This is a genomic window from Streptomyces vinaceus (assembly GCF_008704935.1).
Lineage (GTDB): Bacteria > Actinomycetota > Actinomycetes > Streptomycetales > Streptomycetaceae > Streptomyces > Streptomyces vinaceus.
Map to the genome: position 1 here is coordinate 1,178,736 of NZ_CP023692.1, position 15,670 is coordinate 1,194,405.

Below are 15,670 nucleotides of genomic sequence, written 5' to 3' on the forward strand. Positions count from 1 at the left end.
CGCATCCGCCCCGCTACGCCCCCCGTACGCCCGGCGAGGACGGCGCCCCCGGCAGCTCTTCGCTGCCGGGGGCGCCGTCGTACGCGTCGGGGATCAGCGCCCGGAGACCGGGATCCCGTCGAGGCCCGCGGCGCCGCCGCGGAAGGCGACGGCCCTCCCGTCGGCCGTGACGGCCCACAGGTCCGCCGCGCCGTCGCCGGTGAGGTCACCGCTCGACCCGAGGACCGGGTAGGCCGCCCGGGCGATGCCCGAGCCGATCTTCACCCGGTTCGCGGTCACTCCCCAGGCGGCGGGGTCCGGCTTTCCGTCCGCGCCCTTGACCCCGTATACGGCGAACACGTCGCCCGAGGCGTTGTCGCGCAGCCACAGGTCGGCGAGGCCGTCACCGTTCGTGTCGCCCGGGACGACCACCGTGTGGGCGTCCCAGTCGGCGCCGCCGACGAGGACCGGCGCCGTGGCGTCGAGCAGGCTCATGCCGTTGCCGTAGTACGCCCAGAGCTCCTTGCCCCGCTTCACGAGCAGGTCGGGGACGCCGTCCCCGTTGAGGTCGCCCGCGTCGACGATGTCCTCGGCGTCGTGCCAGTGGTCGTCGCCGCTCTCGCAGCCGAGGTCGGGATCCGCGACCGGGCAGGTGACGGTCAGTTCGGTGCGCTCGTCCCGGACGACACCGGTGCCGGGGTTCGGGTAGACCCAGAGCGTGTTCTTGCGCGCGACCTCGTTGTACTCCATCACCACGAGGTCGTTGTGGCCGCGGCCGGACCAGTCGCCGCTCGCGACGGCCTTCGCGCCTGCGGGCAGGGTGATCCCGCCGTCGACGGCCGGCGCGAAGGTGCCGTCGCCGCGGCCGGCGGAGAACCGCAGCCGCCCGTCGGCGCCGAGGCTCCACACGTCGCGCAGGCCGTCGCCGTTGAGGTCGCCGGCCCGGTCGGGACCGCCTGGGCGCTTGTTCACGTAGAACAGGTAGGTCGCGGTGTCGGAGCGGAGGCCGGCCTTGTCGACGCTGTACGCGTAGACGGAGTGCGGGCCTTCGGAGGGCGGTGTGAGGGAGACGGCCGCGCCGGGCGCCGCCGTGGCCTGCGCGGGCGCGAAGTCCGTCCAGTAGACGACCTTCTCGATGTTCGCGGAAGCGCCCGTGCCGAAGGTGAACGTGCCCGCGGTGCCGGCCGTGCCGGTCTGCGCGGGCCATCCGTCCTTGCCGTCCGGGTACTCGGCGGAGGCGATGACCGGCGGCGCCGGCCGGGCCACGTCCGCGTCGAGCTTCACGCTCGTCGGCGCGAAACGCTTCCAGGCACCGGTGTCGGACTCGTCGGCCGCGAAGAGGCCGACCGTGACGGTGGCGAGGTTCTTCGCCGCCGCCTCCTTGATCAGCGCGGTCGCGTCGAACGCGAGCTCGCCGGCCGCGCAGTTCGTACGGCCCTTCGCGGCGCTCACGGTGGACAGCTTGACGCCCTTGGCGGGCTGCTTGTTCCAGGTGGTCGTGGCGGACACGGCGCCCGTGCTCCACAGCTCGACCGGCTTCGCCGTGCAGGACGGCGCGCCCGTGTTGGCGATCCGGAAGGTCGCGGAGTTCACCGTCGCGCCCTTGAGGCGGGAGGTGTCCAGCTGGACGTACGAGCGGGTCAGCCCCTGGGCGGCGGAGCCCTCGTTGCCGGCCCGGAGCTCCTCGGCCGCGTTCCAGTACGAGCGGGTGGGGTTCTTCTTCGACACGTGGGTCCAGGCCTGCGCGGCGACGGGCGCCTCCCCCGCACCCGCGACGCGCACGGCCGGCCCGGCGGCCAGGGCTGTTGGCGCCGATATGGCGGCACCGGTCACGGTCAGGCCGCTGACCAGCGCCAACGAGATCGCGCCGGACTTCTTCTTGTACATGTAGGGCTCCAGATGTCGATCAGTCCGGCGCGATCCTAGCCGCGTGATCGACATCTTCGTGTGGATTAACGGCCCCTTGACGGGCCGCGTGCGCGGCGGCGGCCAGGCCGGGGGCCGGGCTGGCCAGGATCGGGGTGGACGTCCTGGTCAGGAGCGTGGCGTCGGCCATCGAGGCCTGGGCCAGGACCAGGGCGTCCGCCTCGGTGACGCCGTCCGCCGCCCGGGCCACGAGGGCGAGGTAGCCCGCGGTGTCGCCGGCCTCGAAGCGGGACCAGGCGTGCGCGACCAGGTGCGTGGTGACCGACACCGGGCGGCCGGCCCGCTCGGCCTCCTCCGCCAGCAGGGCGACCGTCGGGGCCAGCGTCGACTCCACGGTGGCCAGCACCGTGATGCGCGCGCCCGTACGGACGGCCCGCGCGGCCATCGGACGGTCGACGCGCAGGACCGGGACACCGAGCTCCGGCGCCAGGGACTCCGCGACGGCGCCGATGGTCGAGCAGGTGACGAGGACGGGGCCGGCGGAGCCGGTCAGCAGGGCCCGGAGGGCCGCAGCCACCGAGTCCGGGCCGTCCGTACGGGCCCGGTCCAGCAGCTCCGGCGCCACCAGGTGGCGCAGTACGGTCCCGGGGTGGTCCCGGTCCCGCAGGGCGTCGAAGACCGGCACGTGGACCGGCGAGGTGTGCAGCAGCGTCAGGCGCGTCACCACAGGTCGGGGCTGGCGTCCAGCTGCTGCTTCGCCGCCGCGACCACCTCGGCCGGCGCCTCGGGAGCCTGGTCGGGGTGGCGGCCGGCCCAGCTCGCCGCGTACGGGCAGAGCGGGACCACGGGCACCCCCTCGGCGGCGGCGATCCCGTAGAACGCCTTCACCAGGTCCCCGGCGATGCCCCGCCCCTCGTGCCCGGGCTCGACGATCGTGTGCACCGCCACGAGGGCGTGGGGCCGCGCGTCGAGCACGAAGTACGCGATGAGGCCGACCACCTCGCCGTCCTCGACGGCCAGCAGCCGCCCCGCGTCACGGTCGTCCTTGAACTCGATGGCCCCGGCCTCGGTCTTCGACATGGTCCCCGACTCCCCTCAGACAGCCACCGCGTGGGGGCTGCGCTCCTGGTCCGTTCCCGGTACCGGGGCGGACGGATCCGCACCCAGTTCGATGATGCGATTGTCCGCGTCCACGTGGACGACGCGCGGCTTCAACACCCTTGCCTCGGCGTCCTCGACCTGTGCGTAGCTGATGAGGATGACGAGGTCCCCGGGGTGCACGAGGTGTGCGGCGGCGCCGTTGATCCCGATGACCCCGGAACCGCGCTCGCCCTCGATGACGTACGTCTCCAGCCGCGCCCCGTTGGTGATGTCCACGATGTGGACGAGCTCCCCGGGCAGCAGATCCGCCGCGTCGAGCAGATCGGCGTCGATCGTCACGGAGCCGACGTAGTGCAGGTCGGCCTGGGTGACGGTGGCCCGATGGATCTTGGACTTGAACATGGTGCGCAGCATGGAGCAACTCCCGGTGTGTCTGCTCCCCGCCTGCGGTGTGCAGGTCGAGGGCCGCCTCGCAAGGGCGGGGCCAGCCTACGCAGCCGGGGGCCGCTCGGCCAGACCGGGCCGGGCCCGGCCCGGCGGGGCGGGGGGCGGCTCCGGCGGGGCTCGACCCAGGCTGCACAAGCGGTGACGCAGAGCGATAATCGGAGCAGTACGCAGTGAGTCGTTCCGCGGATCGGGAAGTGGGGCGCAGTGATGCACGACCCGGTGTTCCACGATGCCTCCGGCGTGGTTGCGGAACCGGGTGAGGAGACGTACGCCCTGCTCGACGCCCACGGAGTGGTCATCGGGTGGGGGCCGGGGGCGGAGCGGCTGCTGGGCTACACCCCGCGCGAGGTGCACGGGCTGCGCGGGGCCGATCTGCTGCTCTCGCGCTCCGAGCCGGGGCACGCGGTGCTGAGGCACCGCAGCGGGCGCGAGGTCGAGGTGGCGCTCCACGCGCGGCCCATGATGTCCACGGCCGGAGAACGGCAGTGGCTGATCCAGGCGACCGACACCGACGCCACGCGGCGGCGCGAGCTCAGCGAGGCCCTGATCAGGGGGTTGTTCACCGAGTCCCCTTTCCTCATCGACGTCTTCGACACCCAGCTGCGCTTCATCGCGCAGAACGACGCCCTGCGGCGCGGCGCGGGCTTCGCCAACGAGGAGTTCGTCGGGCGCACGATGTCCGAGGTGGCGCCGCCCGATCTGCTGGACATGGCGGCCCTCGAAGCACGCCAGCGCCATGTCCTGGAGACGGGCGAGGCCTTGGTGCAGACCGAGGTACGGGGCCTGCTGCGCGGCGATCCCGACCGGCAGCACGTCTGGTCCGAGACCATCCTCCCGCTGCGCAGCAGCTCCGGCGAGCTGATCGCGCTCGCGCACACCGTGGCCGACGTCACCGAACGGGCCCGGGCGCGCGAGCGGTTGGCGCTGGTCAACGACGCGAGTACGCGCATCGGCACCACGCTGGACGTGCTGCGCACGGCGCAGGAGCTGGTCGAGGTGGCGGTGCCGGAGTTCGCCGACCACGCCTACGTCGACCTGCCCGCCCCGGTCCTCGGCGGCGAGGAGCCGCTCGTCGGCACGGTGGGCGAGGCCGTGACCCTGCTGCGTGCGGCGACCTCCTCCGCGCCGGGGATCCCGGTCAAGGCGGCGGTCGCGACGGGCGATCCCGACCCCTTCACCACCGGGCCGGGTTCCCTGTTCACCCGGGCCATGGCCGGGGGCGAACCTCTGCTGCTGACCGGCGAGCAGCTGATCGCGGAGCTCGCCCCGGTCGACCCGGCGCAGGCCGAGCGGGTCCGTACGTACGGGGTGCACTCCTGGCTGCTCGTACCGATGTCCGCCCGCGGGGCGGTGCTCGGCGCCGCCGTGTTCGTACGCCAGGCCCGCGCCCACGGGTTCGAGCCGGACGACGTCCTGCTGGCCGAGGAGATCTCGGCGCGGGCCGCAGTGTGCATCGACAACGCGAGCCGGTACACGCGCGAGCGGACGGCCGCGCTGGCCCTGCGGCGCAGTCTGCTGCCCCAGCGGCTGCCGGTCCTCGGCGCGCTGGAGGCGGTGACCCGCTACCTGCCCGCGCACGGTCAGGCGGAGCTGGGCGGGGCCTGGTACGACGTGATCCCGCTGTCGGGGGCGCGGGTGGCGCTGGTGGTGGGCGACGCGCAGGGGCGCGGTCTGACCGCCGCCGTGACCATGGGCCGGCTGCGGACGGCGGTGCGGACCCTCGCGGACCTCGACCTGTCCCCCGACGAACTGCTCTCGTACATGGACGACCAGATCCACCGCTTCGTGGACGAGCACGGCGACGAGGAGGCCGGCGGGCGGCGGCGGGGCGGCGCCGCCGGGACGACCTGCGCGTACGCCGTCTTCGACCCGATCACGCGGCAGTTGGCCGTGGCGTGCGCGGGCCATCCGCCGCCCGTGCTCGCCCCGGTCGGCGGGACTCCCGCCATCGTGGCCCTGCCGGCGGGTCCGCCGCTCGGCCTCGGCGGATCGCCGTTCGAGGGGGCGGAGTTGACGCTGGACGACGGGGACGTCCTGGTGCTGTACAGCCACGGCCTGGTCGCGGCCCCCGACCGGGAGGTGGACCTCGGCCTCGACCGGCTCCCGGAGGCGCTCTCGGGCATCGCGCTCACCCCGCCGAACGGGCTCGACCAGGCCTGCGACGCGGTGATCGGCCGGCTGCTCCCGGTGCTGCCGCAGAACGACGTGGCGGTGCTGATGGTGCGCCTGCACGAGCTCCCGGCCGAGCACCACGTCACATGGGACCTGCCGGCGGAGCCGGAGGTCGTGGCCCGCGCCCGTACGCTCGCGACGCGGCAGCTGGCCGTATGGGGCCTGCAGGAGCTGGAGTTCACCACGGAACTGGTGGTCAGCGAGCTGGTCACCAACGCGATCCGGTACGGCAGCGAGCCGATCCAGCTGCGGATGATCCGCGACCGCGAGCTGATCTGCGAGGTCTCGGACGGCAGCAGCACCACCCCGCACGTGCGGCGCGCGGAGGAGACGGACGAGGGAGGGCGCGGGTTGTTCATGGTGGCGCAGCTGGCCCAGCTGTGGGGGACCCGCTACCACGCCCGCGGCAAGACCATCTGGACCGAACAGCCCTTCCCCGAGGGGTTCCTGGAGGAGGCCGGGGCCTCCTCCAGGAAGGGCTGAGCGCGGTGCCCGCTAGCCGGCCAGGGCCTGCCGGTACGCCGCCTCCGGTACGGGGGCGTAGCCCGCGGGCCGGGCGGTGAACGTGCCCCGCCCCTGGGTGCGGCCGCGCAGCCGGGACGCGTAGCCGAACAGCTCGGCCAGCGGCACGGTGGCGGTGACCGCGGTGGTCCCGGCCCGCGCGGCCGAGCCCGAGACCCGTCCGCGCCGGGCGGCCAGATCGCCCAGCACCCCGCCGACGGCGTCGTCGGGCACGCTCACCACGACCTCGGCCACCGGCTCCAGCAGCTCCATCGCGGCGGCGCGCAGGGCCTCGCGCAGCGCGAACCTGCCCGCCGCCCGGAACGCCATCTCCGAGGAGTCCTTGGAGTGGGTGGCCCCGTCGGTCAGCGTGACCCGCAGGCCGGTCACCGGATGGCCGCCGAGGGGACCCTCGGCGAGCGCGTCCCGGCAGCCCGCCTCGACGGCGCGGACGTACTCCTGGGGCACCCGCCCGCCCACGACGGTCGACCGGAACGCGAAGCCCCCTTCGCCCGACTGTTCCGCATCCGGCGCCAACGGCTCGACGTCGAGGACCACATGGGCGAACTGGCCCGCGCCGCCCTCCTGTTTGACGTGCCGGTACACCAGCCCCGACACCCCGCGCACGACGGTCTCCCGGTACGCCACCCGGGGGCGGCCCACCGCGATCCGCAGCCCGTGGCTGCGGCGGATCTTCTCCACCGCCACCTCCAGGTGCAGCTCGCCCATTCCCGACAGGACGGTCTGGCCCGTCTCGGGGTCAGTCCGCACCACCAGCGAGGGGTCCTCCTCGACCAGCCTGGCCAGCGCCGCGGACAGGCGGCCCGTCTCGGCGCTGCCGCCCGCCTCGACCGCCACGGACACCACTGGGGCGGCGGCCCTGGGCGGTTCGAGGACGAGCGGCGCCCCGGGGGCGCAGAGCGTGGACCCGGCCCGGGTGCCCTTGAGCCCGACGACGGCGACGATGTCCCCGGCCACGGCCTGTTCCACCTCGGCGTGCCGGTCGGCCTGGACGCGCAGGATCCGGCCGATCCGCTCGGTCCTGCCGGTGCCCGCGTCCAGCACGGTCTCCCCCTTCCTCATCGTTCCCGAATAGACCCGCAGGCAGGTCAGCCTGCCGGTCGCCGTCGCGTTCACCTTGAAGGCGAGCGCGGCGAACGGCGCCGCCGGGTCGGCGGCCCTCTCCTCCACCGCCGCGCCCCGGGTTCCCCGTACCGGCGGCATGTCCGCCGGCGAGGGGAGGTACGAGACCACCGCGTCCAGCAGCGGCTCGATCCCGCGGTTGCGGTAGGCCGAGCCGCAGAGCACGACGACCCCCTCGCCGCTGCGCGTCAGGTCGCGCAGTGCGGCGGTCAGCGTGGCGGCGGAGAGCGCCGAGGTGGCGCAGTACTCCTCCAGGGCGGCCGGGTGGAGTTCCGCCACCCGCTCCTCCAGCAGTCGTCGGCGGACGCCCGCCTCCTCCCGCAGCTCGTCGGGTACCGGACCCACCGCGAAGGAGTCCGGCTCGTCGCCCCAGAGCAGCGCGCGCATGTGGACGAGGTCCACAGCCCCGCGGAACGCGTCCTCCTGCCCGATGGGCAGCTGGACGACCAGCGCGGCCACGTGCAGCCGCTCCTGCACGGACGCGATGGCCCGGTCGAGGTCGGCTCCGACGCGGTCCATCTTGTTGACGAACACCAGGCGCGGCACGCCGTGGCGGTCGGCCTGCCGCCAGACCGATTCGCTCTGCGGTTCGACGCCCGCGACGGCGTCGAACACCGCGACCGCTCCGTCGAGTACGCGCAGCGAGCGCTCCACCTCGTCGGAGAAGTCGACGTGTCCCGGGGTGTCGATCAGGTTGACGTGGTGGCCGTCCCACCTACAGCTGACGGCGGCGGCGAAGATGGTGATGCCGCGGTCGCGCTCCTGGGGGTCGTAGTCGGTGACGGTCGTGCCGTCGTGGACCTCGCCGCGTTTGTGGGTGGCACCGGTGGCGTAGAGGATCCGCTCGGTGACGGTGGTCTTGCCGGCGTCGACGTGCGCGAGGATGCCGAGATTGCGGACGGTGGTCGAAGTGTGCGGGTGGGTGCGCATGGCCCCTGGTCTTTCCGGGAGTTCGGGAAGGGCAGCGCGATTTCCGGACGGGGGACGAGCCGGGGCGTACCGGTGGAGCCGGGCGTACCCGGGCAGGCCGGTGCGCACCGGTGGAACCGGTGAAGGGCGTGTCAGTCGTCGCGGGCATCCGATGGCGGCCGCGCAGCCGTCATCGGACGGACGGGGACACCAGGATCACGTCGTACCGGGACCGGGGAGCGAACACGGCGATGCGGTGACACACGGCCCGGCTCCCCTCACGTCGACGAAGTGCGCACCACGTCCGGTGGCGGCATGGGAACGAGTGTAGGGACACGACGGCGGCCCGGCACCGCATTTGATCGCGGTACCGGGCCGGGCGCCCCCTCAGGACGCGGCGGGACTCGGGGAGTCGTGCCCGCCGTCGTGGGAGGCGTCGTGCGCGGGGTCGTGCGACGGATCGTGCGCGAGGTCGTGCGAAGGGTCGTGGGACGCGTCATGCGGCGCGTCATGCGGGGAGGAGCCGTGGCCGGAGACGGTCTCGATGGTTCCGCCGAGCCGGGTGTGGGCACCGGCCAGGGCCTCGGCGGAGGCCGCCGTGATGACCCAGGTGGGACCGACGAGGTACGTACCGCCGTACATCTGGGCCTCGTTCAGCCAGGTCCGGCGGCCCTGCTCGCTCGTGAAGGTGGCCATCCGGAAGCCCTGCTGGCCCGACCCGCACGCCCCTTCCCGGAGTTCTTCCGCGTCGACCGTGGTCTCGGGCGCACAGCCGAGGGCGGCGGCGATCTCCTGGAGCGGGGCGGGGCGGGCGGTCGAGGCCGGGGCCGGGGCGGACGAGCCCTCGGCCGGTTCCTGACCGGCCGCCACCCGGGCGGCGCAGCCGCCGCACAGCAGCGTCGCGAGCAGCACGGCGGCAGCGGCGGCGGAAGCGGCGGGGCGCGGTGATCGGGGCATGGCTGACTGCCTCACAGGGTCGGGAAGGTCGGGATCGGGGGCCTGCGGCGTGCGCTACGCGGTCGGCGGGACCTTCTTGCCCTCGGCGGTGACCGCGAACCAGAGACCCTGCTTGTTGTGCCCGTTGGCCTGGCCGGGTTCGGTGTCCCCGGTGAAGGTGTAGACCGGCCAGCAGTCGATCGTGAGCTGCTCGCTGCCGTCGGGCCGCTTCACCGAACCGACCAGCTTGCCGTTGATCCCCTCGGCCTTCGCCTTGTCGATGGCCGCGGCGGGCTTCCACGTGTCCAGGCAGGCCCCGAGGCAGCCGAACTTCATCGGCCACGCACTGTCCTTGTCGAATCGGTAGAGCGTACGCCACTGCCCGTCCACCAGGATCTTGCCGAGCTTTTCATTGTCGGCGACGGAGAGTTCCGCCCCCGACTTCATGTTCATCCCTCCCGCTCCCGCCCCCATTTCCATTCCAGTTCCGTTTCCGGTATTTCCGGCCTCCTTCTGTTTCTTGTCGACGGCCTTCTTGCCGTCCGGCGCCAGTGCGTGCCAGGTGCCGCCGACGCCCTCGCCCTTCGCCTCGCCCGCCTTCGTGTCCTTCGCGTAGCGGTACACGGGCCAGCCGCCGAGGGTCAGCTGCTTGCTGCCGTCGGTCCGGTCGACCGAACCGATCAGGGCCGCGTCGATGCCGGCGGCGGCCGTGGCGTCGTCGGCCGGGACGGCCGGCCACACCGTGGCGCAGTCCCCGTCACAGTTGGACTTGGGCGGCTGCGGCGTGTCCTTGTCGAAGCGGTAGAGGGCCATCCCGGCGCTGTCGGTGACCACGCTGCCCACGCTCGCGATGTCGCGTACGGACAGCTGCCCGGCCGATCCGGCCTTGCCGGAGCCCGATCCGACGTCCGAGCCCGAACCGGAGCCGGCGGCGGCGCCCGCCCCGTAACCGCCCGCTCCGTAGCCCGTGTCGTACGCGCCTCCGAGGGCCTTGCCGGCGCCTGCCGGCTGTACGGAATTCGTATTGCGCGCGGCGCCATTGTCGCTGCTTCCGCATCCTGCCGCCAGCAGCAGAACCGCGGCCACCGATCCGACCGTTGAGATACGACGCGTCTTGTTCACGATCACTCCTTCGGGTTGAACCCGGGGGGTTCGTCTACTGCCTTATTCATAAGGCCTGGCGGGTTCACCGAATTCGAATGAGCGGGAATTTATCAGATCGCGCTAACCCTTGAACTCCCGTCGCCGGCGGCCGTTTACCGCCGGCTCATTCCTGAATGCGCAGCGCGAGCGCGGGGCAGCGCCGTACCGCGCGCAGCGCCATCGGCCGCAGCCTTCCGGGCACGGACATGACGGCCTCCGCCGGATAGCCGTCCCGGTCCAGCCGTACGACGTCGGGCAGCACGTCCACGCAGAGCCCGTGCCCCTTGCACAGCGTCCAGTCCACGACGAGCCGTTCGGGGTTCTCGTCCTCGGGCAGGGGCAGCGCCCCGAGCACACGGCGTCCGCAGCCGCTGCCCAGGGCGTGGTCGCGCATCTCGTCGGGGAAGACGGCGAGCGCGGAGGCCATGAAGGCCGAGGTGCCGTCGGGATGGCTGCACGCGCCGCGCCGCAGCACCCCCCGCATCCGCGCCTCGACCGCCTCCAGGGCGGAGCGGCCTCCCCCGGCCACGAGAGCCTCCACGGCATCGGCGAGCGAGGGCAGGCCCCTGACGCACGGGCCGCACTGGCCGGCGGTCTCGTCCGCCATCCAGCGCATCACGCGGGCCACTTCGCCCGCCGGACAGGTGTCCTCGGGCAGCGGCAGGACCGCGCCCGCACCCAGCGTGGCCTTGAGCGAGGACAGCGATTCCCGGGAGAGCAGGGCGGTCCGCGCGGCCGCGGCCGTCAGCCATTTGCCGTGGTACCCGCCGACCAGGACGCCCTGGCCCGGGGAGGAGCCGCACAGCTCCAGGACGTACGCCAGTGACGTCCCGAGCGGCGCCTCGACGACCGTCGAACCGCTGATCGTGAGCATGACGGTGCCCGGCTCGCTCTCCAGGCCGACCGAGCGGAATCCCGTTACCCCGATCCTGGCCGCGACGGCGAGCTGCGCGTACGTCTCGGTGTTGGACAGCAGGGTCGGCAGACCGCTCAGGCCCCGCTCGCTGGTACGGACCTTCTGCCCGTTGGGGACGGCCGCGCCCCCGTTGAGTCCGTTCACGAGGGAGGTCCCCTCCCCGGAGACGAACCGCTCGGGGAGCCGACCGACGCGGACGCGGCCGGCCGACACGCCGCGCTCGGCGACGGCGGCCCGCAGGGACTGCTCCACGTCGTCCCGGGTCACCCCGATGGCGACCTCCTCGGCGCCGATCGCGTCGGCTGCCAGCAGCGCTCCGTCGAGCACCAGGTGCGGGGAGTGCAGCAGCATGGCCGCGTCCTTGAGGCAGCTCGGCTCCCCCTCGGTGCCGTTCACCACGACGGCGGTCCGCCCCTCCTTGGTCCGGGCGGACCGGACGACCGCTTTGAGCTTGCGGGCGAACGGGAATCCCGCTCCCCCGCGGCCCCGCAGGTCGATGCCCTCGGCGAGCTCCACGAGATCGCCCGCGGTGTACTGCGGTATCGGGCCGTGCACCACCGCGTGGTTGGCCCGGTCGAGCCGCGGCAGCACGTCGAGGCCGGCCAGCAGCCTGGGCTGGCCGACGCATCCGAGGGCGGGATCGACGATCGACGTCACTGACGGCCCCGCATCCCGTCGAACGAGCCCCCGGGCCGGTCCGTTCCGGGCCAGGCCCCGATGCTGCTGGGGATGACCACCGTGTCGTACGTGTCGGTGCCGTACGCGTCGGTGCCGTACGCGTCACTGCCGTACGGCGGCGCGTACGCCGTCGTGGCGTACGGCGGGAGGACCTCGGTCGTGGGCTCCAGGGCCTGCCGGGGCGAGGGTACGAAGGCGCCCCCCGCCGGCGCGGCCGCGGGACCGGGCTGCGGCGCGACGGAGCGCCGGTCCGACTGCCGGGCCAGGCGCGCCGTCAGCCGCTCGGCCGCCCACTCCGCGGGCTGCCGCACGAACCGCTGCGGAGGCTTCCCGGGCCGGGGCGGCGCACCCTGGGGAGTGGCCGCCGAGACGGCGACCGGCCGTACGGGCGCGGCGCGCAGCCTCGCCCGGAGCCGGACGGCGAGCACGCCGGCCACCCCGAGCAGGCAAAGGGCGTACGAGACGGTCACCCAGGCGCTGGCCGGGCGGCCGGCCTTGAGCCCGTGCACCAGGGACGCGCCCCACGCGGGGTACGCGCCGAAGTGCAGGGCCCGCCACCACAGGGAGCGGCCCTTGGTGGCGAAGGCGCTGCGGACCGCGCCGGAAACCGCCGTGGAGACGAAGACGTATCCGGCCAGGGTGCCGAGGCCGATCAGCACCGGCTGGTCCTGATCGGTGAACGGCAGGAACGCGGAGGCGATCCCGGTCTGCGATTCGGCGACCTTGACCCATATGTGCAGGAGCAGGAAGCCCAGCCCCGCGACGGCGAGGCCGCGGTGCGCCGCCTGGGCGACCAGCCGGTGCCCGGAGGTGAGCACCGTACGGTCCGTGGCCGCGAGGCCCCACAGGACGGCGGAGGTGAGCGAGACGAGCGAGAGGACGCCCGCACCGAAGTCGAGGAAGTCCCAGAAGTGGCTCAGGGCGCCCGCCCGGGCCGCCACGGACAGGGCGAGCAGGCCCGTGAGGGCGGCGACGACGAGCGTGGCGGGGCGCACGCCTCCGGCCGGGGACAGCAAGGGGGGCCTGCGCACGGCCCGCCGGCCGGCGGCGGCCGCAGCGGCCGCGCCGGCATGGCGTCTGGCGCTGCGGGCCCGGTGTGAGCGGGGCGTACGGGCTGGGGACAGGGGCATGTAGTTCTCCCATACGCCCAGGCCCGAGGCACTCCACCGCGCACTCGGCGCCCGGGGTAGTCGACGGAACTGCTCCGCGGCGGGCGGGAGATGAGGTCCCGCCGACCGGGAGCTGGGGCCGGAGTGCAGAAGCATCGTGGACCTTCGCAACGCCTCCACAGTATTTATCTAATCGTGACAAGTTCTGGCGCGCGTGGCATCGTCACGCCTGGCGTCCCCGGAAGATTCCCTTCCAACGGTGCGGTGGCAACGGGAGTGACGTCTTGTCCGCCACCACACCTCCCCGACGGCAAAACTCAGGCAAAGCCGCGGGACTGCAAGTGGATGGCACTCTCCTGGAGGGTGTACGAGGTGCTCAACTCCCCCGTCCGCACTGGCGCAGAGGGGGGACGGAGGCTGCCTCGACAGGCTTGTCACCCTCCCACGGGGCAGGCCGTACCCCGGCATGAACGAGGTAACAATGTGCGAACTTCTGAACCGCATCTGGGCCCGTCCCCGAGGCGAATGGACCCGGGTCCTGCGCAGGGAACTCCCCGCGCTGACCGCCGGGATGGTGGAGGAGCTGAGGGAGGAGCTCCCCGGGTTCTCCGCCCTCGTCGACGACCTTGACGAGGAGGTGGTCAGACAGCGGCTCGAAGTGGCCCTGCTCACCGCCCTCGGGTACCGCGAACCCGCGCCTCGGCAGCAGAACAAGGTGACGGAACACGCCCACCCCGACGAGGAAGAGGAAGAGGAGGACTACGCGGCCGAGCACGAACACCCGGACCAGGAAGAGGAGGAGGACGACGAGGAGGAGCACCGCGGCCCGCCGGCCGCTCTCCAGGACCCCGGCCGGCGAAGGCAGTTGGCCCCTTTGACGGTCGTCCCCCGCGACGGTCTCGGGACCCGCTCCGAACGGGCACGGCGGGAGCTCTTTTCCGCCCTTACCAGTGACATGCCCATGGCTGAAATTGCGCTCTCCGAGCTGGCCGCCGCGGCCGACTGGCCGCTCCCGGCCGAGATACGCGCCATCGCCCTCGCCACCCCGGGCGAGACCCAGCAGCTCGCGGCCGTACTGGACGACGGACTCGCCGGCATGGTCGGCGGCCAGCCCTGCCTGCTGGTCCCGAGCCCCGACCCGGAGACCCGGGCCTCCCTGGAGGCCCTGCTGCGCGGTCGCTTCGCCGCCGTGGGCCACCCCGTCGCCCCCCGCGACACCGCTTCCTCCCTGCGGTGGGCCCTGCGACTGCTGGCCCTGACCCCCAACCGCCCCGGCATGGAGGCGCGGGCCCTCTTCGTCGACGACCACCTCTCCACCCTCCTGCTGCTCCAGGACGAGCCGCTGGCGCACGCACTGGCCGCACGCTGGCTGCGGCCGCTGGCCAGCCTGACCCCGCGCCAGAGCGAACGGCTCGAAGTGACCCTGCTGGCCTGGCTGGAGGGCGGCGGCGCCCCCGAGGCCGCGAAGGCGCTGAGCGTCCACCCCCAGACCGTGCGCTACCGCATGCGGCAGCTCGAAAAGCTCTTCGGACCCGGCCTGCGCGATCCGCGGACCCGGTTCGAGCTCGAAATGGCCCTGCGCAGCCGGCGCCTCATGGCGCAGGTACGCCGCCAGAACTCGCGGATCGGCCGCAAGGTGCGCGTCGCCACCACCGACTTCCGGCCGCTGGGCGTCGGGCGCATGGCCCGCGTCAACGGCCTGTAGCCCCGCTCCCCGGCCCCGACCCCCGAACCCCCGAAACCCCCCAGACCCCCGACCCTCGCCGTAGACACGGATTCGGCCCCGGTCCCCTCCCCCGCCCCGCGGAGCGGAGGGGGGCCGGGGCCGCCGTGTGCCACCGGCCTACAGGGCGACCAGTACCGCGGACTCCGCTCCGGCGCGCAGCGCGGCATTGAGGTCCAGCAGCTCGGCGTACGCACGCGAGCAGGACCGGCAGGAGGCCAGGTGCCGGGCGAGCCCGCGGCCGCGCGGCGTGTTCCCGCGCCGCCGCATCACCGCACCGAGCAGGCTGCCGTAGTGGCGGCACCGGTCGTCGTCGGCCGTGTCCAGGTGGGCCCGCAGGTACGCCTCGCGCAGCCCCTCGCGGGCCCGGAAGGCCAGTGAGCTCACCGCGCTCGGGGTGATGCCGAGCAGCAGGGGGACGGGGTGCGGGCAGTCGTCCTCGACGAGGGTGTGCCAGAGGACGGCCTTCCAGCGCTCGGGCAGGGCCTGGAAGGAGCGGGTGACGAGCCGGCGGTCCTCACCGTCCAGGAGCCGGCGCTGCGGGTCGTCCCCGTCGGGACCGGGCCGGCACCATGCCTCGATGTCCGCCGTCAGGACGGTCCTCCCGGCGTAGGCCCGCCACTCGACGGCCGTGCGGCGGACCACCGACAGGAGGTACGGGCGCCAGTCCTCGCGCGGCCCGGCTCCCGAGCGGACCGCCTGGAGGGTGCGGATGAACGCCTCCGACACGAGGTCCTCGGCGTCCTGCGGGGACCGGGAGCAGCGGCGCGCACATGCGAAAGCGGCGGCACGGTGCCGCCGGTACAGGAGCTCGCAGACGGCCGGATCTCCGTCGCCGGCGGCGTAGGCCGCCCTGAGCCGCCGTACGAGGTGCCCGTCCGCGTCCCGGTCCGCGGTCCCGGGATCGGGTTCGGGGTCGGGATCGGGTTCGGATTCGGGGTCGGGTACCGGACGGGGTTCGGAGGGGGTGGTGTGACGAGAGCCGGACATGGCACTCCTCGTGGGTGTCGCAGGGACCGTACGCGGGCCCCTTCGGTCGGTGGCACA

At 73.7% G+C, this 15,670-nt stretch carries 12 protein-coding genes; 2 read left to right on the forward strand and 10 right to left on the reverse strand.

Annotated features, from left to right (window positions below; genetic code table 11):
• Positions 1 to 93: 93 nt before the first annotated feature.
• Genes CP980_RS05290 through panD form a run of 4 tightly spaced genes read right to left on the reverse strand, consistent with a single transcriptional unit; the run spans position 94 to position 3,360 of the window.
• Entirely contained in the window at positions 94 to 1,866 is a 1,773-nt protein-coding gene (locus CP980_RS05290) for an FG-GAP-like repeat-containing protein (RefSeq protein ID WP_167535794.1), read from the reverse strand.
• A gap of 19 nt (positions 1,867 to 1,885) precedes the next feature.
• Positions 1,886 to 2,572: an aspartate/glutamate racemase family protein gene (locus CP980_RS05295; protein WP_150492773.1), complete on the reverse strand. Its 687-nt coding sequence runs from the start codon at positions 2,570 to 2,572 to the stop codon at positions 1,886 to 1,888.
• The gene (locus CP980_RS05300) at positions 2,566 to 2,925 is read right to left on the reverse strand and encodes a GNAT family N-acetyltransferase (RefSeq protein WP_150492774.1); all 360 of its coding nucleotides are present in this window, start codon (positions 2,923 to 2,925) and stop codon (positions 2,566 to 2,568) included. Before CP980_RS05300 ends, CP980_RS05295 begins: the two co-directional genes overlap by 7 nt.
• A gap of 15 nt (positions 2,926 to 2,940) precedes the next feature.
• Complete coding sequence (gene panD, locus CP980_RS05305) at positions 2,941 to 3,360, reverse strand: aspartate 1-decarboxylase (protein WP_053788764.1); 420 nt, start codon at positions 3,358 to 3,360, stop codon at positions 2,941 to 2,943.
• A 273-nt stretch (positions 3,361 to 3,633) separates the two neighbouring features.
• Between panD and CP980_RS05310 the strand changes: the two genes are divergently transcribed.
• Positions 3,634 to 6,048, forward strand: coding sequence for a SpoIIE family protein phosphatase (locus tag CP980_RS05310; RefSeq protein ID WP_167535795.1), 2,415 nt, complete (start codon positions 3,634 to 3,636; stop codon positions 6,046 to 6,048).
• A gap of 12 nt (positions 6,049 to 6,060) precedes the next feature.
• Here the strand turns inward: CP980_RS05310 and fusA are convergent, their stop codons facing one another.
• From fusA to CP980_RS35505, 5 genes are all read right to left on the reverse strand, one after another.
• On the reverse strand, positions 6,061 to 8,139 hold the full coding sequence (gene fusA, locus CP980_RS05315; protein WP_150492776.1) for an elongation factor G: 2,079 nt from the start codon (positions 8,137 to 8,139) through the stop codon (positions 6,061 to 6,063).
• A gap of 366 nt (positions 8,140 to 8,505) precedes the next feature.
• Positions 8,506 to 9,075 (reverse strand): hypothetical protein, encoded by a 570-nt coding sequence (locus CP980_RS05320; RefSeq protein WP_150492777.1) that lies wholly within the window; start codon positions 9,073 to 9,075, stop codon positions 8,506 to 8,508.
• A 54-nt stretch (positions 9,076 to 9,129) separates the two neighbouring features.
• Positions 9,130 to 10,176: an SCO0930 family lipoprotein gene (locus tag CP980_RS05325; RefSeq protein ID WP_229906835.1), complete on the reverse strand. Its 1,047-nt coding sequence runs from the start codon at positions 10,174 to 10,176 to the stop codon at positions 9,130 to 9,132.
• 145 nt (positions 10,177 to 10,321) lie between these two features.
• The gene (locus CP980_RS05330; RefSeq protein WP_150492778.1) at positions 10,322 to 11,770 is read right to left on the reverse strand and encodes an NADH-quinone oxidoreductase subunit NuoF family protein; all 1,449 of its coding nucleotides are present in this window, start codon (positions 11,768 to 11,770) and stop codon (positions 10,322 to 10,324) included.
• Complete coding sequence (locus CP980_RS35505) at positions 11,767 to 12,921, reverse strand: hypothetical protein (RefSeq protein ID WP_189998372.1); 1,155 nt, start codon at positions 12,919 to 12,921, stop codon at positions 11,767 to 11,769. The genes CP980_RS05330 and CP980_RS35505 overlap by 4 nt, the downstream gene beginning before the upstream one ends.
• 460 nt (positions 12,922 to 13,381) lie before the next feature.
• Here CP980_RS35505 and CP980_RS05340 point away from each other — a divergent pair, with 460 nt between their 5' ends.
• Positions 13,382 to 14,605, forward strand: a complete 1,224-nt coding sequence (locus CP980_RS05340; RefSeq protein ID WP_132754488.1) for a PucR family transcriptional regulator — start codon at positions 13,382 to 13,384, stop codon at positions 14,603 to 14,605.
• A gap of 138 nt (positions 14,606 to 14,743) precedes the next feature.
• Here the strand turns inward: CP980_RS05340 and CP980_RS05345 are convergent, their stop codons facing one another.
• Entirely contained in the window at positions 14,744 to 15,613 is an 870-nt protein-coding gene (locus CP980_RS05345) for an RNA polymerase sigma factor (protein ID WP_150492779.1), read from the reverse strand.
• Positions 15,614 to 15,670 lie beyond the last annotated feature (57 nt).

Bases quoted from the DNA above. Each gene is read 5' to 3' on its own strand.
- CP980_RS05290 (WP_167535794.1), bottom strand. From the start codon at position 1,866: ATGTACAAGAAGAAGTCCGGCGCGATCTCGTTGGCGCTGGTCAGCGGC.
- CP980_RS05300 (WP_150492774.1), bottom strand. From the start codon at position 2,925: ATGTCGAAGACCGAGGCCGGGGCCATCGAGTTCAAGGACGACCGTGAC.
- panD (WP_053788764.1), bottom strand. From the start codon at position 3,360: ATGCTGCGCACCATGTTCAAGTCCAAGATCCATCGGGCCACCGTCACC.
- fusA (WP_150492776.1), bottom strand. From the start codon at position 8,139: ATGCGCACCCACCCGCACACTTCGACCACCGTCCGCAATCTCGGCATC.
- CP980_RS05320 (WP_150492777.1), bottom strand. From the start codon at position 9,075: ATGCCCCGATCACCGCGCCCCGCCGCTTCCGCCGCCGCTGCCGCCGTG.
- CP980_RS35505 (WP_189998372.1), bottom strand. From the start codon at position 12,921: ATGCCCCTGTCCCCAGCCCGTACGCCCCGCTCACACCGGGCCCGCAGC.
- CP980_RS05340 (WP_132754488.1), top strand. From the start codon at position 13,382: ATGTGCGAACTTCTGAACCGCATCTGGGCCCGTCCCCGAGGCGAATGG.
- CP980_RS05345 (WP_150492779.1), bottom strand. From the start codon at position 15,613: ATGTCCGGCTCTCGTCACACCACCCCCTCCGAACCCCGTCCGGTACCC.